This is a genomic window from Butyricimonas muris (assembly GCF_046365375.1).
In the GTDB taxonomy this organism is placed as follows: domain Bacteria; phylum Bacteroidota; class Bacteroidia; order Bacteroidales; family Marinifilaceae; genus Butyricimonas; species Butyricimonas muris.
On sequence record NZ_JBKEIT010000014.1, the window covers coordinates 47517 to 72466 of the forward strand.

The 24950-nt window shown below is 47.5% G+C and carries 17 protein-coding genes; 4 read left to right on the forward strand and 13 right to left on the reverse strand.

Annotated elements, in window-relative coordinates; genetic code table 11:
• Positions 1-113: 113 nt before the first annotated feature.
• Positions 114-788 (reverse strand): pentapeptide repeat-containing protein, encoded by a 675-nt coding sequence (locus ACK8P8_RS19810; RefSeq protein ID WP_369860904.1) that lies wholly within the window; start codon positions 786-788, stop codon positions 114-116.
• A 232-nt stretch (positions 789-1020) separates the two neighbouring features.
• Between ACK8P8_RS19810 and ACK8P8_RS19815 the strand changes: the two genes are divergently transcribed.
• The 3 genes from ACK8P8_RS19815 (at position 1021) to ACK8P8_RS19825 (ending at position 5383) form a co-directional block, all read left to right on the forward strand.
• Positions 1021-2667 (forward strand): AMP-binding protein, encoded by a 1647-nt coding sequence (locus ACK8P8_RS19815; RefSeq protein WP_369860903.1) that lies wholly within the window; start codon positions 1021-1023, stop codon positions 2665-2667.
• Between the two features lie 292 nt (positions 2668-2959).
• Entirely contained in the window at positions 2960-3541 is a 582-nt protein-coding gene (locus ACK8P8_RS19820; RefSeq protein WP_369860902.1) for a DUF4251 domain-containing protein, read from the forward strand.
• A 192-nt stretch (positions 3542-3733) separates the two neighbouring features.
• Entirely contained in the window at positions 3734-5383 is a 1650-nt protein-coding gene (locus tag ACK8P8_RS19825) for an AMP-binding protein (protein ID WP_099291966.1), read from the forward strand.
• Positions 5384-5423: 40 nt separating this feature from the next.
• On the opposite strand, the gene ACK8P8_RS19830 is transcribed toward ACK8P8_RS19825, so the two are convergent.
• The 8 genes from ACK8P8_RS19830 to ACK8P8_RS19865 form a co-directional block, all read right to left on the reverse strand.
• A complete protein-coding gene (locus ACK8P8_RS19830; RefSeq protein ID WP_369860901.1) occupies positions 5424-6551 on the reverse strand; it encodes a metallophosphoesterase in 1128 nt (375 codons plus the stop codon).
• 67 nt (positions 6552-6618) lie between these two features.
• Positions 6619-7986, reverse strand: coding sequence for a DUF4302 domain-containing protein (locus ACK8P8_RS19835; protein ID WP_369860900.1), 1368 nt, complete (start codon positions 7984-7986; stop codon positions 6619-6621).
• 5 nt (positions 7987-7991) lie between these two features.
• The gene (locus ACK8P8_RS19840) at positions 7992-8852 is read right to left on the reverse strand and encodes a zinc-binding metallopeptidase (protein WP_227215065.1); all 861 of its coding nucleotides are present in this window, start codon (positions 8850-8852) and stop codon (positions 7992-7994) included.
• A gap of 25 nt (positions 8853-8877) precedes the next feature.
• A complete protein-coding gene (locus tag ACK8P8_RS19845; protein ID WP_369860899.1) occupies positions 8878-10437 on the reverse strand; it encodes a RagB/SusD family nutrient uptake outer membrane protein in 1560 nt (519 codons plus the stop codon).
• A 33-nt stretch (positions 10438-10470) separates the two neighbouring features.
• On the reverse strand, positions 10471-14082 hold the full coding sequence (locus ACK8P8_RS19850) for a SusC/RagA family TonB-linked outer membrane protein (protein ID WP_369860898.1): 3612 nt from the start codon (positions 14080-14082) through the stop codon (positions 10471-10473).
• Between the two features lie 147 nt (positions 14083-14229).
• Positions 14230-15420 (reverse strand): FecR family protein, encoded by a 1191-nt coding sequence (locus ACK8P8_RS19855; RefSeq protein WP_410026163.1) that lies wholly within the window; start codon positions 15418-15420, stop codon positions 14230-14232.
• A gap of 99 nt (positions 15421-15519) precedes the next feature.
• Entirely contained in the window at positions 15520-16083 is a 564-nt protein-coding gene (locus ACK8P8_RS19860) for an RNA polymerase sigma factor (protein ID WP_099291959.1), read from the reverse strand.
• Positions 16084-16526: 443 nt separating this feature from the next.
• Complete coding sequence (locus ACK8P8_RS19865; protein ID WP_369860896.1) at positions 16527-17456, reverse strand: calcium/sodium antiporter; 930 nt, start codon at positions 17454-17456, stop codon at positions 16527-16529.
• A 156-nt stretch (positions 17457-17612) separates the two neighbouring features.
• Here ACK8P8_RS19865 and ACK8P8_RS19870 point away from each other — a divergent pair, with 156 nt between their 5' ends.
• A complete protein-coding gene (locus tag ACK8P8_RS19870; RefSeq protein ID WP_369860895.1) occupies positions 17613-18875 on the forward strand; it encodes an Nramp family divalent metal transporter in 1263 nt (420 codons plus the stop codon).
• Between the two features lie 5 nt (positions 18876-18880).
• Here ACK8P8_RS19870 and ACK8P8_RS19875 read toward each other — a convergent pair whose 3' ends face one another.
• The 4 genes from ACK8P8_RS19875 to ACK8P8_RS19890 all read right to left on the reverse strand — a co-directional run bounded on the left by ACK8P8_RS19875 (position 18881) and on the right by ACK8P8_RS19890 (position 24922).
• Positions 18881-19438 (reverse strand): RNA polymerase sigma factor, encoded by a 558-nt coding sequence (locus ACK8P8_RS19875; protein ID WP_099291954.1) that lies wholly within the window; start codon positions 19436-19438, stop codon positions 18881-18883.
• Positions 19439-19868: 430 nt separating this feature from the next.
• On the reverse strand, positions 19869-22553 hold the full coding sequence (locus ACK8P8_RS19880) for a zinc-dependent metalloprotease (protein WP_369860894.1): 2685 nt from the start codon (positions 22551-22553) through the stop codon (positions 19869-19871).
• An 87-nt stretch (positions 22554-22640) separates the two neighbouring features.
• A complete protein-coding gene (locus ACK8P8_RS19885) occupies positions 22641-23516 on the reverse strand; it encodes a putative zinc-binding metallopeptidase (protein ID WP_369860893.1) in 876 nt (291 codons plus the stop codon).
• A 20-nt stretch (positions 23517-23536) separates the two neighbouring features.
• Positions 23537-24922 carry a RagB/SusD family nutrient uptake outer membrane protein gene (locus ACK8P8_RS19890; protein ID WP_369860892.1) on the reverse strand — a complete coding sequence of 462 codons (1386 nt, stop codon included), beginning with the start codon at positions 24920-24922 and terminating at the stop codon, positions 23537-23539.
• Between the last annotated feature and the right edge of the window lie 28 nt (positions 24923-24950).

Here is a 24950-nt window from a genome sequence, read left to right on the forward strand (position 1 = left end):
TTATAACGAAAAATAAATCGTCGTTCTTTCCGACGGTCGCTAATAATTACGTGATGAAAGCCCGAAGGTTTCAGCCTCGCGCCACATTTAACACCCCTTGTTATTTATTGATTCTACTCGTCCTTCACGACAAGCCCTAACAAACGGGACAAATCCAACGCCTGCAATGAAGTAACAACGACTCCCCGCAAATCCTCCGGGTTCAATCGGATTCCCGCCAACTGTGAAGAACGAAAATCCATCCCCCGCAACGTGGCACGGGAAAACTCCGCCTCGGTCAAGTTGCACGTGTCAAAATTCGCCGGGGAAAAAGAACAATGCTCGAAACTGCCGCTCTGCATATCACTATGGGCGAATAACACCTGCTTCATCTTCCCCATGGAAAAATTCACGTACCGGGCATTACAATGATGCAAAAGCACGTGATTTAGACTGCACTCCCCAAAATTCGTCCCCAATAATTTGCAAGCAACAAATTCCACCCGATAAAAGGAACTCTCGAAAAAAGAGACATTCGACAAATCACAATTCTCGAAACGCACGTCACTCACCTGCGCCCCCCGGAACTGGCAACCACTAAACGTCACCCCGTTAAACACACAGTGATTTATTTCCAAATCTCCCGCGTTCGCCCCCTCTACAATTTCTTTCCTGAATATCCGGTCACAAACCTCTTCTTCCGCCAATAACTCGCCCAACATCTCCCCACTCTCCCTTGCGCTCTGCACCATAGGCGGGGCTATCTTCACTTCTCCTTTTTCTTTACCGTTCTTCTGTCTTAATACCATAACTTCTTCGTTCTACCAAGATTTATTTTCCATGGAACACGTTCCAAAAATACGAATAACAATTGAAAATACAGTCCCTAACGCTAGAAAAGCAACTTGCAACTTGCCGAAGGCAAATTCAACCTGTAACCTGCAACTTGCCGAAGGCAATCTTTATCACCTCCTCGAACTTTTCCGTGCTATTTTCAGTATAACCAAGGATAACATTCTTAACCGATTAATTAGATTTGTCATGGAACAAAGTTTCTTAAAACTAATAGAACACAGCATAAAAGAACACTGGCACCTCCCCTCTCTCACGGATTATCAAGGTGCGGAACATAACTATAAAGACGTGGCTCGTTGGATCGAAAAATTGCATATCTTGTTCGAGAGAAGCGGCATCCGTCCGGGTGACAAAATCGCCTTGTGCAGCCGCAATACTTCAAACTGGGGAATAACCTTTCTTGCCACGCTGACTTACGGTGCCGTAGCCGTGCCCATATTGAACGAATTCCGACCGGACACCATACACCATATCATTAATCACTCCGAGGCTCGCCTGCTCTTTGTGGGTAAATCCGTGTGGGACAACATCGACCACGAGCAAATGCCTAATCTCACGGGAATAATCGCCATGGCGGACTATTCCGTTATCTCCTCGGAGAATGCCTCTTTGCGGGAAACGGCTCTTATCTTGGAAGAACTGTTCAAGTTAAAGCACCCGGAAGGTCTTCAATTAAAAGACATACACTACCGGGTGGAACGTCCCGGGGAACTGGCAATGATTAACTATACCTCGGGGACAACCAGTTCCCCCAAAGGCGTGATGCTACCTTATCGCAGTATGTGGTCGAATCTTCGCTACGCCCTCGACCAGATGGGATACACACCCGGCGAGAAACTCGTGTCCATCCTTACCATGGCACACATGTACGGGCTTGCTTTCGAGTTTATTTACCCGTTCGCCAGCGGCATACATATCTATTTCTTACAGAAAATGCCCTCCCCGAAGATTCTGGGTGAAGTCTTTGCCGACATCCGTCCGCACCTCATCGTGGCAGTACCGCTGATCATCGAGAAAATCATCAAGAGTCGGGTATTACCCCAGTTGGAACGCTTCCACATCAAATTGATGCTGAAAATACCCGTGATCGGCGGTAAAATCCGTCACAAGATCAAACAACAGATACTTGACGCTTTCGGCGGACGTTTCAAACTGCTCGCCGTCGGCGGTGCGGCATTGAATAAAGAAGTGGAAGCCTTCCTCCATTCCGTGAAATTCCCTTACACCGTGGGATACGGCATGACGGAATGTGGTCCGGCAATTGCTTTCGACCATTGGCAAACCTTCCGTCCCACCTCTTGCGGCAAAGCCGTCGACCGGATGGAGATCAAAATTGACTCTGATGATCCTTTTAATAAAGTGGGTGAGATATTCACGAAAGGAGCAAACGTCATGGACGGTTACTATAACAATCCCGAAGCGACAGAAGCCGTACTCGCCCCGGACGGCTGGCTTCATACCGGAGATCTGGGGGTATTGGATGCGGACGGTTATCTCTATATCAAAGGACGTAGCAAAAGCCTTATCCTCGGTCCCAGCGGGCAGAATATCTACCCGGAAGAAATTGAAGACATCTTGAACGCACAACCCTACGTGGCGGAATCACTCGTCATTGAACGGGAAGGCAAACTCGTCGCCCTCGTCTATCCCGATGCGGAAGCGATGAAACAGAACAAAGTCACAAAAGAAGCCCTTAACAAGATTATCAACGAGACACGCAAGACTATCAACCAGCAACTCCCTGCATACAGTCAGCTTGCCCGCGTACAAATCCACGAGGAAGAGTTCGAGAAAACCCCGAAACGAAGTATAAAGAGATTTTTATATCAATAACGGCAAAACCGTTATTGATAGTTACAAGTTTCATTCGCCTTCGGCGAGTTGCAAGTTACATTTGCCTTCGGCAAGTTGAACTCAACCTGCAACCTGTAACTCGCCGAAGGCGAATGTAACCTGCAACTTTGCCGAAGGCAAAAACATCATTTGCAAAAACCAAATATATTTCGTAACTTAGCAAAAGTAAATATAAACTTGCCACAGGCAAATGCAACTAGCCGAAGGCGTATGAAACCTGAAACTCGCCGAAGGCGAATGTAACTTTGCCTTCGGCAAAACAAGTAACACCATGAAAACATTGAAAAGAATCATTCCAATAGGAATACTTTTATTCTCCTGCCTTTTCGCGGTAGCAGAGAAAAAACAAAAAGCGGCCACGGCTGCGTTGAACAAGATCGAGAAACTGATGAAAAGCCGGATGTTCTACATCGAAGTAGACGCGGCATACCCTAGTGGCAGCGGTAGCATAACCATCAACTCCAAATACGGGCAAAAACGTATCGGTGGTGACGGCTATGTTTCTCTGGCAACCAACCAAGGGCAAATATTCATGCTCGACACGGTGGCCACGGGACGCCTGCCGTTCTTCGGACGGGCATATTCGGTACCTTACGGTGAAGGCGGTGGCGTGGAATTCGAGAAAGCCGAAATAAAAGACGAGTCGTTCAAAGTAATCAACAAGCGGAAAAAGAACTATATCGAGTACAAGTTCAATGTCCGCAATAATAACGATGTCTTCAATTTCTATATCGAGGTATACGGCAACGGGAAATGCACGGTCAACGTGACCAGCAACAACCGGGCATCCATCTCTTACAGCGGCAAATTAACCCCGATACCTGAAGACAAGAAAAAAGCGATGGGGCTATAAGGTTTGTAAGGTTTATAAAGTTTATAAGGTTCATAAAGTGACGGGAGTCCTTCGGACAGTGTTTATCGGCAGCAAACGCGGCCGTAGACAAAGCGCCCCGCAGAGGTCTATGAACCTTATAAACTTTACAAACCTTATGGACTTTACAAACTTATTCGTACCTTTGCTATTTGTTTGAAAGTTACCTGAGAGATGGAAGAAAGTTTTATCTATTATATTGAAAGTAGTATCAAGGAAAACTGGGAACGTCCGGCACTGACGGACTACCAAGGAGTAAATTGCAACTACAAAGACGTTGCCCGTAAGATCGAGAAGTTACATATCTTGTTCGAACACGCGGGCATCAAGAAAGGAGATAAAATCGCACTGTGCGGTAGAAACTCCACGAACTGGGGAATCGCGTTCCTCGCCACGCTTACTTACGGGGCGGTTGCCATTCCTATCCTTAACGAATTTAAACCGGATAATATCCACAACATCGTCAACCACTCGGAAGCTCGTTTGCTTTTCGTGGGCAGTGTCGTGTGGGAAGGTCTGAACGAGGCGTCCATGGAAGCGCTGGAAGGGATCCTTGCCATAGAGGATTATTCGACAATCGTATCACGCAGCCATACATTGACGCATGCGCGGGAACGATTGAACGAACTGTTCGGGAAGAAATATCCCGATCGGTTCCGACCGGAAGACGTTTCGTACACGTATGACAAGCCGGAAGAACTGGCGATCATCAACTACACGTCGGGAACAACCAGTTTCTCGAAAGGAGTTATGCTCCCCTACCGCAGTTTATGGTCGAACTTGGCGTTCGCGTTCGGCGTATTCGGGAAAATGCCCGGCGAACAAGTGATCTCCATGTTGCCCATGGCTCACATGTACGGGCTAGCTTTTGAGTTTATATACGAGTTTGCCAGCGGGGCACACGTGTTCTTCCTGACACGTACCCCTTCCCCCAAGATCATAGCGGATGCGTTCTCGACAATCCGCCCGAACCTGATTATTTCAGTTCCCCTGATTATAGAAAAAATCATCCGGAAGAAAGTATTACCTTCTTTGGAAAAGCCGCTGATCAAACTTATGCTGAATCTGCCGTTACTTGACAAGAAAGTAAAAAACTCCATCCGTCAAAAGGTGATCGATGCATTCGGGGGCAACTTCAAGGAATTGATCATCGGGGGTGCCGCACTCAACAAAGAAGTGGAAGAATTCCTTCGTTCCATCAATTTTCCCTACACCGTGGGTTACGGGATGACGGAATGTGGCCCAATACTCTCCTATGCGGGATGGGAAACCTTCAAAAAAGGCTCCTGCGGACGGGCTGTACCCCGCATGGAATTGAAAATTGATTCTCCCGATCCCGCCCATATTGTCGGTGAGATTCTTGCCAAGGGGGACAACGTGATGCTCGGGTATTACAAAAACGAATCGGCAACACACGCCGCATTCACTCCCGACGGATGGCTGCGCACGGGTGACCTCGGGTTAATTGACGAAGAAGGCAACCTCTTCATCAAAGGACGTTCCAAGAACATGATTCTAGGTCCCAGCGGACAGAATATCTACCCGGAAGAGATCGAAGACCAATTGAACAACCTGCCCTACGTCTGCGAATCCATCGTCGTGGAAAAAGACGGAAAACTGACCGCCTTAATCTACCCGGATTTCGAGGCAATCAACGCCGATCACAAAAATTCGGACGAGATGATTGCCGCCATCATGGAAGAGAATAAAAAGCAAGTAAACGAAACACTCCCGGCATACAGCCAAATCACCAACGTGAAAATATACAACGAGGAGTTCGAGAAAACCCCCAAGAAAAGCATAAAACGTTTCTTGTATCAATAAAAATATTAAGGCTGCCCGTGCATGGGCAGCCTTAATATTTTTATTCAAATTCACGAGGTTTGCCTTTGTCGTACACCACGTACAACTTATCACCTTGCATCAAAATCCCCCTTCCTTTACCCGCTTCACGGTTCTTTCGGTTATTCACGTTCACGGCAACGACCTTCCCGTCAAAGAAAGAAGTCACGTCGTCAAATATCGTGTGTCCCACGAATACACGCCCTACACCATATCGAGATAAAATCCGATCAACATCGGCGGGCGTAGACGGGCGGTATTTTTCGTCGTCTTTCACCATGCCCCGGAACCAGAAGGGCCCCCGGTCACAATAAATAGAATCGGATAGCGCGGACAAAACCTTCCGCTCCTCCTTATCCAAGAAAACAGAACACCCCATCTCCTCGTTTACCTCCATCACGCTATTCCCCATACCGGTAAACTCCTTGCTTAACCCGGCATGCACGAAAAGATTATTGCCCACGATCTGCATCAGGTTGCGGGAACGCAACCAACGCCCCAACTCGCTATTCCCGTGCCATAAATCAGCATACTTCATGCCAAGAGAATCCGCCAGATTCTTGTATTTACCACGGGTATATTTCAGATTATTGCGCAACACCATTTCTTCGTGATTCCCCAGCATGAAAGTCATCACCCCTCCGGCTTCACGTGCTTCCTGTTCCAGTTTATAGATCAGCCAGAAGATAGGCAACACGTCTTTTCCCCGGTCAAACACATCACCAATGATGATAACCTGATTTCTCCCGAATTTCCAATTATAATCTTTCCCGATCACGCCATTGTTACGTAACACGGAAATAAAACTTTCGAGATCACCGTGAGGATCCGAAATAATCAACGTTTTCTCCTTCTGTCCCGTCTTCCATGCCGGGCGTTCTATCGGATGAAGCGGTACCCGAAAACGATGCCCGCCTTTCTCGGACACCACTTCAAGGGTAAACCCCGCGGGCAGGTCGGCGTACACCGTATCCCGCAAAACTCCCCGTTCGTCTACCCGCACCACACGTACTCCCCCGGTAGAATCATACATCACGTAAGGTCCGTCAACCGACAACCCGTCCTGCTGCTTTTCTTTATCTTGGGCAATACACAACCCGCTACATAACAGGAAAAATAAAAAAAATATATATTCTCTAAACCATTTCATAATTCAAGCTTTAAAAAACTACCGGGAATCCTCCGTACCCTAATTCCCGGTAAGATATACAAAAAAACTAATCGGCTTCCAATTTCATCCACTTGTTCGGGTCTGCAATACTTCTGATCCAGAACACCTCTTCCGTATCCCGGATAACCGTGAAACCTTTGCTACTAAAAAATGCATCGTAAATAACTCCCACGTGCTCGTTTTTATCCTTGTCATACAAATCTTTATCCGTGAAACCGGAAGACGTGGAATGACTCTTCTTGCTGTTATCGAACCGCACTTGGTTTATCGCGTTATTCAATAAAGTAAATGTACCGAAATCGTAATTATGGCTCTTCTCCTTTCCGTCCGCACTATTAACAGCCGTCACTCGGAATGATCCCTCGTAACCGGATTTACGATCCATCTCCAGCGTAAATTTAACGAAATTCGGATATTCTTCTTTCAAAGCCTCCCATTCCGCTTTCAAGCCATCGCTCATGTCCGTGATAATATACTCGTTATTATTCTTCAACATATCGACAGAAGCGATATACTTGTTAGGGACAAATGTCGGCACCTGTTCGGGAGTCAAGTTCAGAGGAGAAAGATCCATGATAAAGAAACGAATCGCCCCGTCGGCATCGTTAGACACGAACTCCCGATTGGTAACGCCATTGCTCAAATCAATTTCCAACCCGTTGAATTTCACCCCGGCAACTTCCACGTCATTATCGAAGCGGCATCCCTCCGCCGTGATGATATACGGGACAGACACCGTGACGGTATTCCCCTCCCCGTCTTTGTAAGCCATCGTGCAAATATGGAATATATCATCCAGTTCCACGTGTCCGCCAACAACCAGTTCACCGTTTACCATCATACCCAATCCGGCATTTCCCAACACGAAATACCCGGCCATTTCCGCCAACTTCTCCACGGTACTCCAATCCGCGGCAGTGGCTTTCTCCATGTTCAACTCCACCCGTGTCTTTTTCCCGATCAATTCAATCACACCGTCCCCCACGTCTTTCACGATAAACTCGAAATCTCCCTCCAGACCGAACCCTTTATTACCGTCCCGGACGGGAGACGCATACCCCGGGTTCGCCAGACGGTGTATCGGACTGTACGAGTCGAACGTCAGCACCAGCCCCTCCGAGAGATTAAGATTGTAAGAATAATCCCCCACCTCCGTCTCGAAATCACTCGTCATTTCCACCCGGTTTTTCTCCTTGAACCGGAACAGGAAAGTAAAACCGCCATAACTCCCTTTCTGGGGATAATAAACAAACTTCCACCCGTCGGCAGCCCCCCTCAAGGCTGTTTCACATTCCGTCCGAAAAGCCTCTATCCGCTCGCTCGGCAACTCGGAAAACACGTACTCATCATCGTCCGAACAAGCTGTCGCCAGCAACATACCGGCAATCATACATAGATATATCAATTTTTTCATACTCATCAAGGATTAACAATTACACCATTCACCACGTCATTCAAAGCCTGCTCGCATCTCGCCTGTAAAGCGTATAAATCAACATTCCAGTTATCCCGGTAATACACGACCACCATTTCCACCTTCTGTTTCAACTTATCCTTCGCCTCCTGCGAGGAAGGCAAATCCAACATGGCCTCCCAATCCTCCACGCTGTTGGAAAGCATAAACCCTACAATCTCCGCGAAATCCTCTCCCGGTTCACTCATCGCGTAACCGGAAAGAAATCCTTGGTCATAAGCATCCTGATCTTTAATTTTATCCCACTCTTCCACGTAATTGGGCGTGATCGTTTCAAACTCTTTCGGGTACTCGATCGTCTGTGCCGCAATATGGGCAAACTCGTGGTGTACGGTCTTCATGTACCGTTTCAGACGAGTCGCGTTCGTCCGGTCGTACTGGTCTACTTCAAAAATCACGATTTTACGTCCTCCCTCGGCAGTACCCTTGGTCACCGTTCCGCTGCTCGTGTAGCGCGAAGAACCGATAAACAACAATTGTTTCGGCGATACGCTCTTGAAAAAGGTTGCTCCGCCGACCTCCATGTAAGGTTCACACCAGATATTCAGCAACACATTTGCCAATCCTTTCGCGTTCTCCTCCTTGGGCGGAGTAAGATTATACCCCATACTGGTCTCGACATCCTTCCACTTGTAAATCACCTCTATGTTATAAGGATCCACAAATTTCTCCTGCAACCAAAGGTCCAACTCTGTCAACTCATCACCGGAAGTATCAAAAATAGAGGGTCCCAGATCATCATCGGAACACGCCGTCGCGAAAGCCAGTAACACGAACAACAACAAGCTAAATATATACTTTTTCATAATCTACTGTTTTTAAATTAATACACTACCGGGGATTAGCCTCTACCCCGAAAGCCTGCGCCTCGGACGGAATCTGTATGGCTCGTCGTAAATCATCTCCCGTGAGCGTGATTGCCGGTTCGCCGGAAACCTCGAACGTGTGAACCACGGGCAAATGGAAACGCTTGATATCGAACCAGCGCAAACCTTCCTGCATAAATTCTTTCCTTCTCCAATCGACCACGCACTTCAACATGGACATCTGGTCTTCGGATATCGTACCGGAATAAAAAGGCTGCAGATCGGGATACGCTTCCTGACCGTCGTAGAAAGCCTTAATCTTTGCCAAGTCCACCTGATAACGCGTGAAATCGGCGTACGCATCATCATTGTTCACCCGAACCCGCTCGCCGAGATACAGGTTGATATCTTCCAAAGCCGAATCGAACTGCCCCTTCATGATATACGCCTCGGCACGATTCAACAGAGCCTCTTCGCCCGACAAAAGAGAGGAAACGACATATCCCTTACCTGAACTGGCACCTATCGCATCACGAATATACAACTCATCGTATTTATACATACGGGCGCTCCCGGACGAATTGGTAGAAATCACAAAGAACGTGGCATACGTCCCGGTCACGGGACTACCCGTCACGTTCTTGTTCATGAACAAAGAACCATGTTCTTCCTTTTTCATGCCGAAATGCAAGCTAAAAGATTGTGCATCCCTCGCCCACCAACTTTTGGCAGATATCATCAGGAATGGTGACGGTTGTTCAACTTTAAAGTATTTCGAAGCATACGCGTCCTTGTCCCCCCATCGCCCGTTCGCTTGAGCGGGATTCCTCAAATCGCGTAACTTGCTTTTCGGACTGTTCCCCAACGCAGCCGTCGCATGCACGATAACACTATCCCATTCCGCCTTATACTGGTAAAAACGAGCCGCGAAAGCGTGAGCCGCCGCCTTCGTGAAATGATACTTCGGCACCTCGTACGATTGATCCTGCAACAAAGGCAACCCCGCTTGCAAATCCTCCTCGATCAGATCATACACCTCTTTCAAACTATTCCGTTTATAATGCACGATTGCTTCCGTTTCCGGTTTCACGCAATACGGGATTCCCAACATCCGTCCCGCCTTATCCGGATCATAATGCTCCGCGAAAAGATTCACCAGAAGAAAATGACAGAATGCCCTGCACACCAACGCTTCACCCTTGATGGCAGCGTACTCCTTCGTGTCCTCTTCATTTTCCAGCGCTTCCAGCACGATATTGGCAGCCGCTATAGACTCGTAATAATTTGTCCACACGTAAACGGGATTATCCGTTCCCGTTTCCGTCCCCTCCTCCCACATGTACATCTGCCTATTCAACGTGGCACGGCTATGCGTTCCGGTTACGAGACGCTCCGCGACATTGTCACTCATCACCTCGCACACGTGATAATAATGTGCCCTCGGGTACGCCGACACCAGCAACTCCTTCATCGCCTCGGGACTGTCCAATTCAGTACGGTTATCCGGGGTCACATCCAGAAACGAGTTACACGCCGTTGCTGACAAGGCTAACATCCCGACCGTTAATATTTTATATGCTTTCATCTTATCTATTTTAACGATTTACCAATCTTTTCATCAAAATCCCACTCTCAAAGAGAACGTCACTTGCCGAGGGACAGGCAGCGCCACACCGCCCGAACGGAAGAACTCCGGATCCTGCCCGTGCAATTTCTTGTCACTGTACAACAACGCCACGTTGGACATGATGCACTTCAACGACATCGAACTCAATCCGATATTTCTCACCCATTTATCATCGAATTTATACGTCAGGCTGATATCCTTCAACCGGATAAAAGAACCGTCGGCAATCCGTTCCGTGGAATAATTATAAGCATTATAAACTTTCTTGTACTCACTGTTCTTCCGCTCATTCTGGCGAACGGAAAGAATAGCGGGTACCGATGTAATATTCTCGTCACCCGGAATCATCCACCGGTCGAGAAAATCTTTCGGCATAGCCGACAAATCATTATACTCGCTCTTGAAATAATCGTGTAACCGCACCTTGTTCCCGAACTGATAATTCAAGAAAACGGCAAAAGAGAAATTCCCGTACTTGAACGTGTTTTCAAAACCACCTGTGATCTTCGGGTCTACCGGTCCCTCATATTTCAAGAAGTCCAACTTATTTGTTTCTTGAAAATTAATATCACCAATACAAGGATTACCATCGGAATCCATCACCGTGGGAATACCTTCACTCGTCAACCCGAGGAAAGGAACAGAGAAAATAGCCCTCACCGGATATCCCTGTCGGGGAGCCCCCTCCGCCTTTACCAGATCCATCACGCGGGGACGGGACTCCAGATTCGTGATCTTATTCTTGTTATAAGAGAAAGTCCAGTTCGTCGTCCAACTAAAAGAAGAATATACCACATTCTTCGTGTTCAATGTAAATTCAACCCCGTGGGACCTCATATCCGCGTAGTTCGCGCTCTTCGACTGCTGTCCGCCGATGCCGGAAACCCGTACTTTACCGATCAGATCGAATCCTTTTCTCCAGTAGAAATCGGCACTCAGGCTAACCCGGTTATCGAATACGCCCAAATCCATCCCCACGTTCGTCTCGTACTGCTTTTCCCATGTCAGATCCTTGTTTTCCAAGGCACCGATATAAATACTGTTCTCTTTTTCCTGCTGCGTCGGACGTTTTGTTACATCGTTATACAACACCACCCGCGAATTGCTCGACGGTCCCATGCTTGCCGTCAACCCGTAAGTGGCACGCAAAGTCAGGCGGGAAATCTTCTCCAGCGGCTCCATGAACGCCTCGTTCGATATATGCCATGCCCCGCTGACATTCCACGTCGGCAACCAACGGGCGGAAAGCGATTTCCCCAAACGGTTGGAACCGTCATAACGCCCCGTGGCATTGAAAACATACGTCCCGTTGTAACTATACCCCACCGTGGCAAAAAACGCCACGAAACGATCGAACTCCTCTTCCATGCCGTAATAAGACATTCCGGCTTCAATCTGTTGCTTCAACAAATCGGGGTCAAGAAAAGGTACACCCCCGCGATCCCACTGGTAACCGAATCCCTGATTACTGGATTTCGTGCGGTTCGTGTAACGCAATTCCTCCCCTCCCATCACGTTCAACGTGTGTATTCCTTCATTAAAAGAAGTGTTATAATTCACCATTACCCGTTGGTAATAATTCAGCATCGAATTTTCACTCCGGTTATAAAGTCCCCCCTTGGGCATCACCACCTTGGCAGGATATCCCGGCATATCCGGGTCCTCGTACAAAAGCTTGTTCCCGTCCCGAATCGTGGCATCGCCTGCCGCCCGGTAAGCCTCCGCCGCGTTGGAATTATCATACACCCGGTGTTCCCGTGTCGTCTTCACGTAACGAACAGCCCCCAGCACTTTCACGTCCAACCCTTTCAACGGCCGGAATTCCAATTCCGTCTGGAATTTCGTATCCAACATATCGATCTTCAACTTGTTCGTTTCCAACTCGTGCAGAATACTGAACGGGGCATAATTCATCGTGTAATACTCGTAATTACCGTCATCGTCATAAGCCCGCAATGTCCGGCTCGTGTTCAACGCATAACTGAAAGGGTTGATATCGAAATCACGTTCCACCTCTCCGCTAACGGCATTCGTTCTACGGCTGTTCGTACCCGGTGCATCCTGCATACGCAGTGAACCATTCGTCAACAAATTCACGGTCAACCATTTCTTTATATCAAAAGAAGCATTCATATTCGCCGTGTACCGTTCCACCTTATCCGCTACCGACCAACCGGCATCGTTGAAATAACTCATGGAAGCGTAGAAACGGGATTTATCCGTACCGGAAGACAAACTCACGGAATGCACCTGTTGCAAAGAATTACGGAAAAGAACATCAAACCAGTCCGTGTTCGCCATTTCATACTTTTGCAGGAAAGCGTTCTTCGCTTGTCGCGTATTCTTCAAGCCGAACTTCCCGCTCGTTTCATCGTACATGGAAACCATATCCGCCATCTTCTTGTAAACACCGCCATTTTTCTTCCGGGACACGTCCGCGTAATTCAACCACCCTTTCTCCTCCATCTCCTTGTACACCATCATCTGCTCCTGCGAGTTCATCAAATTATATTGCTCGTAATCCGGCTTCATCCGTATCGTGAACTCCCCACTATAATTCACCTTCATCGTTCCCTTCTTCCCTCTTTTCGTCGTGATCACCACCACGCCGTTCATCGCCCGTGCCCCGTACAACGCTGTCGCCGAAGCATCCTTCAATATCTGGAAACTCTCGATATCGTCGGCATTCAAACCCGCTATGGCTGAACTGATCAGGGTCTCCGAGTCGCCCGAGGATAAATCGTCTGCAGAAAGCTCCACCACGTCCTCCAGTACCAGACCGTCTATCACCCACAACGGTTTCTGGTTACCGTTGATAGAAGAAGCACCGCGTACCCTCAACTTCGGGGATGCCCCGAAAGTACCCGAAACATTCTGTATCTGCACCCCGGCAGCTTTTCCCTGCAGCATACGGCTGATATCATTCGATCCTTCCACCATTACATCTTCCGCCTTCACGATGGCTGCCGCTCCCGTGAACAACTTGCGGTCGATTCTCTGGTATCCCGTCACAACCACCTCCTCGATACTCTTCAATTCCTCTTTCAACACCACCCGTTTCAACGCCGTCGTGTCGGAAGCCGCTATCAACCGCATCACGTAACCCACGAAAGAAAACTCCAGCATGGTTTTCGGATCGGTTACCTTCACCGTAAACTTCCCGTCCGCATCCGTCACCGTTCCCCGCACAACACCCTGCCCGTCGGTACCGTTCTCTTTCACCTTTACCGTCGCTCCCGGCAAAGGCTCGCCTTCCTCGTCAACGACCTTCCCTTTCACCGTGATCTCTTTCTTTACCTTCTCGTCCGCACCAAACAGGATAATCGTGTTGTCCTTGATCCGGAACGAAATCCCCGTACCCTTCAGGCAAGCCTCCAACACCGTTTCAATAGCCGACTGCTTCACGTGCAGGGTAATATTCTTCACCCCCATGATCATGCCATCGTTAAAGAAAAAGGTAAAATCCGACTGGCGCTTCACCTGCTCCATGAATTGCGCGAAACTCCCGTTATCCAAGCTAATATCCAGCTTGACCTGTTGCGCATGTACCGTTCCGAAAGACTGGTACATCGTGAACAAGAGGAGTAGCATTGTTACTTTCATAATTCTGCACATTTTTTTTAATGACCCGTTTTTAGGAGGGTCATATTCTCCATTTTTTTTCATACCTTTGTTTCGTTTAAGTTATTATTGCTGATTAACTTACTCTTGAAGCAAACCGCGTGCCCGCGCAGTTTGCTTCTTTTCTATTTATTTTAATACAATTACAATCCTGTCCTTCACTTGAAAGTGAGCGGTCCGGGTAGATTCGATTACCTCCAGAATCTCCGTGAAATCCTCGTACTTCTTCACCTCACCCGTGAACGTGACATCCTTCAACGACTCCTCGCTGAACACGACATCCACGTTATACCAACGTGCCAAGCGTCGCAACATATCCTCCAGTCGCACGCTCTTGAACACCAACCGCCCCTTCATCCATGCCGTGTAGATTTCCGTGTCCACTTCCCGTTTTGTTATTTTATTCCCGACCAGACAAGCCTGTTCACCGGGTTCCAAGCGAACCCGTTCCTTCGTTCCTTTCACTTTTATCCCCACGGATCCCTTCACGAGTGTTGTCGTGATCTCCCGCTCGTCCTTGTACGCCAGAATATTAAATTCAGTACCGTAAACCCGTATTTCCGCGCTCTCCGTTTGTACCTCGAAGCGTTTCTCCGGATCGCGGCTCACGTCAAAGTAAGCCTCCCCCTCAAGATACACTTTCCGGTGCTTCCCGACGAACTCCTCCGGGAAGCGCAAACGACTCTCCGCGTTCAACCACACCCGTGTTCCGTCACTCAATTCCAACGAAAACTCGGCGCCTCTCGGAACCGTGATCGTGTTGAACCGTTCTTTCTGCCTCATCGTGCTACCATCCACTTTATACTTGATAATACCGGAGTCCTGCTTTATCGTCACCCTGTCACCCCGGGCAATATGCCGGGAGGACTCCGGCGTCAATTCCACGACCTTGCCGTCAGCCAGTTGAAGAATCGCCTTACTCTCGCCCGCGGGAAGTTCCACCCGAGCCTCTAACCGGGGTTCTGCCGGCAGTACGCCTCGCCCCGGACGGATGTAGAAATAAAAAACAACTGCCAACGGCAATAATATAGCGGCGGCATAACCGACAACACGTGTTACCCGACGCCGTCGAACGGAGCGCTCCAACTGTTTTTTCCGATTTAACAACTCTTCCAGAGGCTCTTTCCGGTTAATCCGCCCGTATGCCCGCACTTTCTCCGAGAGCATCTTCTCCCCGACAAGCCTGTCAAACAACTCCTTATTCTCCGGAGATACCCCTACCCACTTTTCCAACCATAACTTCTCCGCATCGGTCAACTCCCCCAGTATACACCGGGAAATCATCTCCGACACGCGAAAAACTTCATCTGCCCTGTTCATATTTCTCTAATTACGTTTCTATAGAAGAAACACCTCAGAAAATAAAACGGGGGGATGAAAATCAAAAAAAATAAAAGAAATTTACAAACTTATTAGAAATCAAAGAAAAACATACACGAACATACCCATTCCCAACGCCTGCAAACGGGCTCCCAGCCGTTTCTTCCCCTCCTTCTTGTACTCTTTCGCCGTATCGAGCGCTATTCCCATCCGCTCCGCCACTTCCGATATCTTGTACCCTTCCAGTGAAAGCGTCATCACGTTCCTGTATTGTTGCGGCAACTCCTCTACCACGTGCATCACCCGCGCGTACACGTCTTCCTCCATCACCCTGTCCCAAAAAAGATCCACATCGTCAAATTCCCGTGTAACCATCGCCTCGTATTCCTCCCTCACCCGTTCGTGCCGGAGATAATTGAAACACCTGTTTTTCACCGAATTATAAAGATAGACTTTCAACGCAATCATGTTCTCGAAACGCTTCTTCTGCCCCAGCATCGAAATAAAAAACTCTTGAACCACATCCTTTGCCGCCTCCTCGTCCCGAATATACTTCCCGGCAAAAAGCACCATCGGAACATAAAACTGCTCGTACAATATCGTATAAGCCATGTCATCTTCCTTGGCTAAATGTTCTAATAATATTTTTTGCTCATTCTGCATGATCCCTCTTTCAAACACTCGGTTAACAATAAAATATCCGCCATAAACACACGCTCAAATTTCGAAACCAAATTTAAGAAAAATAACTCATACTCTCCAAACAAAGTTTCCTTTTTTGTCCTATATCCGGATTTATTTACCGTCACTTCAAGATACACGTACCCGTGGTTCCCCCGTGGGAACTCCAGACCAGATCCTGACTAAGTCCTGACCAAGTCCTGTATACACAGGAGTTAGTCAGGACTTGGTCAGGAGTTAGTCAATACCTGATAGCCGGGAAACACCCGAAGAACTCCCGTTGAGATAAGGAAGTAATAAGGGAACAAAGACGTTTCACCTTCGATACAAAGACGTTTCAAAGACGTTCGGGGACGTAAATGTATTGTCATTGATTAGAGAGTAAAAAGGATGTAAGAAATGATTACCCCGGTTATAGTATCTGATTACACGAGCAAGTAAACCGTATATGCCGCGTAAATGGCAAACAACACGATTCCTTCCCCCCGTCCGATACGGAAACCCGTGCGCATAAAAGGCAAAAGGAGTAAGGAAGAACCCACCATAACCCCCATGTCCAGCCAATTGATCTGGTTCGTTTCCACGGGAGCGATAGTTGCAGTCAATCCAAGTACCGCCAGTAAATTGAAAATATTCGAACCGACCACGTTGCCGATAGCTATATCCGTCCGCCCCTTGACAGCTGCCACCACGGAAGTTGCCAACTCCGGCATACTCGTGCCTGCCGCCACGATCGTCAACCCGATGACCGCCTCACTCCAACCCAAGGTTTTCGCGATAACCACGGCATTATCCACGAGTAATCCCGATCCCCAGACAAGCAATCCCAACCCCGCGACCATAAACACGATATCCAACACCCAACTCTTTGTCGGTCGAATCTCTTCATCGGTTTCAGCCACTTCACCCCGTTTCGCCTTGTAAATACAATACACCATATACGCGCAAATCCCGGCAAAAAACAATATTCCCGCCCATCGGGCAAATACCCCGCTACGGAAAATGACAACGAACAGAACCGTCGCCAATAACATCACCGGCATATCAAACCGGATCAACCGGGGATTCACCCGCAAGGGATAAATCATCGCCGAAATACCGAGTATCACGCATATATTGAAAATATTCGATCCCATGACGTTCCCCACGGCAATCCCCGGCGTACCGTCCAACGCGGACTGCACGCTCACGAGTAACTCCGGGGCACTCGTCCCGAACGCCACGACAGTCAATCCCACCACCAGCGGTGAAATTCCCAAACGAACGGCAAGCGAAGAACTCCCTTTCACCAAAAAGTCCGCCCCGAAATAAAGCACCGCGAGCGAAGCAACTACAAGAAGAACCGGTACAAGCATAAAAGCTAAAAGTTAAAAGTTAAAAACTAAAAGTTCATGTTCACGGAACAATTATTCATCGTTATTCGTACTTTTGAAGTTTCAAAAATAGAAATAAATTTACACTATCAGCTCTTAACTTTTAGTTTTTAGCTTTTAGTTTTTAACTCAATCGGCATGTTAAAGCATTTCAAGGAATTACTCAACACGGCAAAACATACCCCGAAACTGGGGGGACTGGAAATATTCAAGTATATCGGACCGGGGCTACTCGTCACCGTGGGATTTATCGATCCCGGTAACTGGGCGTCCAATCTTGCCGCGGGAGCTGAATTCGGTTATGCCTTATTGTGGATGGTTACACTCTCGACAGTCATGCTTATCGTCCTGCAACACAACGTGGCGCACCTCGGGATTGCCTCCGGATTGTGCCTTTCGGAAGCCGCCAGCGAACACTTGAAGCCCCACTATGCTAAGGGGATTCTCTATTCCGCCATGCTCGCCTCCATATCCACCTCGCTCGCCGAGATTTTGGGCGGCGCCATTGCCTTGCAAATGCTATTCGATATTCCCGTACGTGCCGGCTCCTTACTCGTGTTGGTGTTCGTTGTCATCATGCTTTTCACGAATACTTACCGGGTGATCGAGAAATGGATCATCGCTTTCGTGTCAATCATAGGCTTGTCATTCATATACGAACTTTCACTGGTAGACATTGACTGGAACGAGGCACTTCCCGCGTGGGTAACGCCCGCTTTTCCCGAAGGCTCCATGGTCGTGATCATGAGCGTGCTCGGTGCCGTGGTTATGCCTCACAATCTCTTCCTGCACTCGGAAATTATCCAGAGCCGACAATGGAACATACAGGACGATAAAATCATCAAGAAACAACTGCGTTACGAGTATGCCGATACGATACTCTCCATGGTCATCGGTTGGGCAATCAACAGCGCTATGATACTGCTTGCCGCCGCCACGTTTTTCCGTAGCGGAACACCCGTCACGGAGTTAGAGCAAGCCAACTCGCTACTCACGCCGCTGTTGGGTAATAACGCCGCCGTGATCTTTGCCGTGGCACTTCTGTTTGCGGGAATTTCCTCGACCATCACTTCCGGTATGGCGGCAGGCTCTATCTTCGCCGGCATATACAAGGAGCCTTATGATATTAAAGATAGTCACTCCAAAATCGGCGTACTGTCTTCCCTTATTCTCGCCTTTGCACTAATCATGCTAATATCCAACCCGTTCCAAGGACTGATTTACTCGCAAATGGCTCTTAGCGTACAACTCCCGATCACGATCTTCACGCAGGTACACCTTACCTCGTCCTCCAAGGTCATGGGAAAATACAAAAACTCCACTTACACGAAATGGCTGCTGTACGTCATCGGGGGAATCGTCACGGCATTGAACGTGATGCTGTTGATCAGTTTCTTTTAAATCATTCAGAGCAGGAACAACAACACGGAATCTTTCAGTTTTTCACGCAAGAATTTAAAACTACGACTCTTTTGCGTTTTCACCGTGTGGATTGTTATGCCCAGCTTTATAGCGATCTCCGGACCGGTAAACCCTTGAATACTCAACTCCATAATCTCCCTAGCTCCCTCGGGCAACTCTTTCATATAATTGTAAAGCTGACGTAATAACTCGTCCCTCACGGTGACGGCAAACATCTCGTCAGAAAACTCTTCTTCTGTTTCCTGTATGATTTTCTGTTCTATCCCCTTGCGGATTTGTAGATTTCTCAGATAAATCAACGCATTATTGTAACACGCCCGGTAAAAGTAAGAGGTCAACTCTTTCATATCCGGAAAGTGCCTAGAAGATTTCCAAACAGCCACCAACACCTCCTGCACGATATCCTGCGCCTGATCTTTATCCCGTATAATACCGTTCACATACGAACAGAGAACTGAATAATACTTCTCATATAATTCTTCCCATGCCCGTATATTCTTTTTATTAATACCTTCCAGTAAAGAATCAAAATCAAACGACATAAATAGATTTTAAAGCTCGTAACAAAGATATGGATAAAATCAATATCTTCCATTATGATCTCCACAAATATAAACCAATAAACACGGCTCTTTCATTTAAGAAAGATTTGCGCAATCTTTCTTGACATTAAATAATTGAACTAACGAAATTTAGCTACAAAAAGCAACAAATAAAACTACACTTTCCTTGCTCTCTCGTATCACTCTCTTTTCCCCCTCGTTCCCGAAGGTCTTTGAAAGGACTTTAAAACGAGTTTAAAAGGACTTTGTTCCCTAACTTCACCGGGAACTCTACGGGAATATCATGGGAATACATCGGAATCACCCCGGTGAAAACTGGGCATGATTCCAAAAAACTTCCCCTTCTGTACAGAGAGTTGGAAGGGGAAGTTTCAACATCAAACTTTAAATTTTGAACTCTAAACTTCTACTATTTGCTAAATGAATAACTCGTATCCAAACTAGTCAGTATATACTCGTAAAGTCCCCTGTCCGCAGGATCAGCTGTTGCAATCTTACTCTTTACCAAAGCATAGATTTTTTTTAACATAGGAACGATCTCGTTTTGCATATTTGCCAGAAACATCGAATTTATATCACCTTGGAAAGGAAATTCATTTTCTCCAAAACGATTCTTTAGTATTGAGCAAGCCACGGTTCCTTTACCTTCACGATTTTCTATCTCTTTCAACTTGTTATAAACCATATCACTCATTCTTATATCACCTATTCCATAGGCACGAATCTCTTCTAACGAGGGGTACAACATCTTGGTGAAGCACGGGTCGCTTTGTGCCGAAGTGACACCCACCATATTGTTACGTACGACACGATAAAACATATTCACATGCATGACCGTCCACTTTTGCATAATTTGCTCCTCTTCCGACAACTTTTTTCCCAGCCGAGTAGAAGCAAATATTCCCGTGTACAAATCATCATAATATTCCCGAAGCGAGTAAGCCTTCTGGTCCCCAGCGATATGTGACGACCGTATCACATTCGATGTGTAAGTCCTTTGTAATAATGTCATAAAATGTCCACAAAACTCGCTTGAAATATTCGCGTGTAAACCGAACTTGCCAGTCAATTCGGGAGCGTTAATCCAACCACAATCACGCAATTGCCCGATTACCCAAGCTACAGCTTTCTTTTGCACCTCTCGGTCTACCGGTTTAACAGCCTCCCCCTTCGTACCATCTTTCACCTGTGTCAATTGAATCCCGCCAATTTGGTAAGCCACGTTCATCAAGTAACGCATATATTGCATAACTATATTCCCGTAAATCTCTTTCCGGTACCTGAAATCCGGGTCATCCGTGATCCACTCGTCGAGATGTGCCAAAATGTATTTCAAATTCTTAATACCGTATTCACTGGCTTTTAAAGGGTCATCCCCCAAATCTTCCTCAAGGGACGAAGGGTCGCACCGAATTATAATCTGCTGGCGACCGTAACGGTAAAAAGGATCGCCCGCCTTCTCGTCTATCCACCGCTCGGCGATTGCCGCCTCTTCCCACTTATCTTTTGCATCGGGAATCGGGGTATAGAGCCACTTGATAACATACTCGTCATACACACCCAACTCGGGAGGTGTCAACTTCACACCCCGGTCCCCCGGTTGCGCCACGTAATTGTAACGGGCGTAATCCATGATAGAAGCCGTTGTCCCGTATTTTTGGGTAAAGGAAGCAGAACGCAACGAATCGACCGGGATAGCGGCAGAACCGGCCATATTGTGCATCAGTCCCAGCGTGTGCCCGATCTCGTGCGCCACGACGTAAGTCATCGATTCATCAAAGATCTCTTTCGGCATCTTCTTTGTCCTTACCCGGGGATCGACTTGCGCGGTCTGCACGAAACGCCAGTTATTAATCAACTTGACGATATCATTGTAAATAATCACAGAAGCATTGATAATCTCTCCGGTTATAGGATCCACCCAAGAGGGTCCCATAGCGTTCGCTACCGCCGTAGGAGAGTAACGCACGCAGGAATACTTCAAGTTATCCGGGTCAAAAGTCGTATCGGCTACCGGAAAATCCCGTACCTGCACCGCATTCTTGAACCCGATCTTTTCGAAAGCCTTGTTCCAAGTCAAGATACCAGCCTTTATGGGAGCTTTCCACTCTTCCGGAAAAGCATCGTCCACGTACCACACGATTGGCTTCACGGGTTCTACCAACTCCCCCCGTTTCCATGCTTCCATGTTCTTGGGCTCCAAACGCCAGCGGTTGGCAAGATAATAAGGGCGCAATCCATCCTCTTTCTGCGACAACTCGAATTTTGAAAGAGCAATCTCCCCGTATTTATCATTCATGGTTGGGAACACACCGACTCGGGAATCCTGTATCCTTGGTTTCATCTTATCCTCCGGCAGCAGAAGCATCGAAATATTGGAACGCACGGAAATCTTTCCAAGCTGTGCCATATACATTCCTAGACCTAATTCCAACGAAACCCGCTGATTTATCTCCACGGAAACATTATCATCAAAAACTTTTATTTTCCCGAAATAAGGCTTCTCGTTCTCTTTCTCGTTCTCCACTAAAGAAAAATTTCCCAATAGCCCTCCTCCTTGCGGAGAGAGCTCCGGATTATTGTACAACAAATCCGTCACCTCGAACACGATAGCCGTGCTATCGTCATTATAAGTCTTCACGGGGAAACGCTTGTAAAAATCCGACATATAATTCTGTTCCAAGGCTTTCTTCGCCCAAGGCTCGTCAGTCCCTAACGTAACTGCCCGGTTCGGGATATTGAACAACACGGAAGAATCCTGCAACTCAATTTTTAAATGCAAGGGATTGAGGTATTTATACCCCACGTTCACAGCCATTGCGTCTGAAGAAGCCGAGATCGTTCCGCCCAACAGAACTTCCCGCCCCAAGTGCTTCAAAGGATACTCGAAATAAATCTTTTCTCCCACTCTATGGATGGTCATCAGACCGCCCTTCACTTCCACTCTTCCAGGCTCCTTGAGAAATTCCGCATATTTACTTAAAGGTTGCGGACTTTCCGCTTTCTTGTTCTTTTTCCTGTTGCCCGTTCCATCCGCAGCAAGACAAGAGAATCCCAGTGCTACTAAAAGTAGCATCACATACAATCTTTTCATTTCAAACATTTTTAAATTAAACAATGATTATTGCCGCACAAGGCGACGTTTATTCCGTGATTCTATGATTCCTTTAATTGGCAATCGTTAATCCTTTTTATTTTCAATTGTTTTATTTCCGATCTCTCGTAAATCAATTTTGTAATTTTCCAATATATATTCCCGCAAAATATCGTATTTCTGTTGCACCAGCGGGTATTCCAGATCCGACGCCCACTCCTCCGCAGTTCGGCTGACCATGCTATCAATAAAATATCTCAAGTCTTCACTTTCCGGCAACATTCCTGTCTGCCAATCCACCCGACCGCACCACTCGGCACCGTTACTCATCGCGACAAACCCTCTGGCACGGGCATAATCAGGAGAATCAGGGTTATCAGTGTCCGCCTCGTAAGAATAATCACTTACCGCATAAAACTCGTCCGGTATCGTGATTATTCCCCGGGTAATCCAATCTCTCAACAATACTCTTTGAAGCTCGGATTTAAAAGCCTGCTTCATTTCCCCCGGCATATCGACCAACACGCTCGAACAGCAACCGACCGCGATCTGCCCCTGGGCTACACGAGCGTAAATAGTGCCACTGCCACTCTCCAGCGTTCCTGCCAGAAAGACCTTCCGGGGCATATACTTTTTATGAAATTCCTCCGGGTAAAACCTGAACCAGATTTCATCCAGCAAATCCAGCATATTCCCCGCGTATAGCGGGTCGGGAGCCGTGTAAGAGTAAATCAAACTGCCGCCCCCCTGCCGCCAACTGAAATCAGCCTCCGTGTACTCGTACAAGAAATAAGTCCCGTACTTGTCAAATAAACTCACGATGCGGTCATCCGCCGGGGATTTGCCTTGCGGCAACACGTAACCCTGCTCCAAAGGTTCGACGTCCCCGAGTTGCTTATCCTCGGCACAAGCACCCGTTAAAAGGGCACTCCATAATATCAAATACAATCTTATCGCTTTCATAATATTTTCAATTATCAGTTTTACTCTATGACACCTTTCCTTGCCGGGACATAAGCCGACGGGTTCTGTTTTAACAGGACATTATTACTTATTGCCGTATTGGGAATCGGTATCGTGTAAAGCGGATCCCTCTCCTCCAACGTGTAGACAACCCACGGGTCGTATTCTGTCACTTTGTATTTATGCGATATGGAAGGCATCCCGTAACGGCGCAAATCAAACCAACGCAGCTCGTCAAAACAGAGTTCCCGGCGACGTTCCAGACGGATTTCATCCAATAGGACTGCCTCATCCGTGATAGACACATCCTCGTATCCCTCTATCCGGTAACGACGCAATGTATTCAAATCCGACAAGGCATCCGTTTGCTCTTTCTGCTGCGCATAAGCCTCCGCCCGGTTCAGGTAAGCCTCCGAAAGCCGGATCGTGTTCACCGGGGCTCCCCAGTCCATAACCATTTTCTTCGTGCACGTCCCCCACGGGAACCATAAATCCAGACGCCTGTCCTCACCCGAGAACTTCGACATCAAATCCTCGGACGGAACATACCCGTAGGGAATCTCTATCCAAGCATTATACACCCACTCCACCTCGGTATGCTTGTAACTTGCCATCTCGAACTCGGAATACATCTCCACTCTCGTGTAATCCGTCAATCCCGCTCCGGTCTTTATCGCCGCCGTGGCTGCATCTATCGCCTCCTGCCACTCCTCCATATACAGGAACACCCGGGACAGCAGCACCTGTGCCGCGGAAATATTGATCCGGAAACTTCCTCTCTTCTTCGGGTATTTCTCGAACAATTCGATAGATGCCTTCAAATCTTCGACGATCTGCCGGTACACGTCCTCCACCGTACCCCGGTCTATCCCGTTTTCCGTCAGATCGGCAGTCAGCTTCAACGGTACCCCAAGAGCATTTTTATTGTAATTATAAGGCTCGCTGTACAAATTCACCAGCATAAAATAGTAGTACCCGCGTAACGCATAAGCCTCCGCTTTTACCTGTTCCTTCTCTTCCGGGGAACCTATCGCCCCGTCAATCCCATCTAGGGTTGCATTCACACCCACAATCTTTTTGTAAGTCAGCGTGTACGCATCTACCGCATAAGACTCTCCACCCCACATATCCGGCTGCCACGTGTAATGACCGAAAAGCTGTGTTGCGAAAGTATTCTCTTCGTCGCCCCAATAATAAGACGGGTCCAGTTCCAAATCATCATCAAAATAATAAAGCGCATCATAAGCAACATCCACGTACCCGGAACCCAGCAATAACTGGCTAAAATCAGACACGGTCGTCACGATTACCTCGTCCTGTGACTTTTCCTCAAGGAAATCAGAACACGCCGCCAACAAGAACACGCCCATCCATGCTATATCCTTTATAAACTTAAATCTTTTCATGATCTTATCGTTTTCCATTATTCAATCC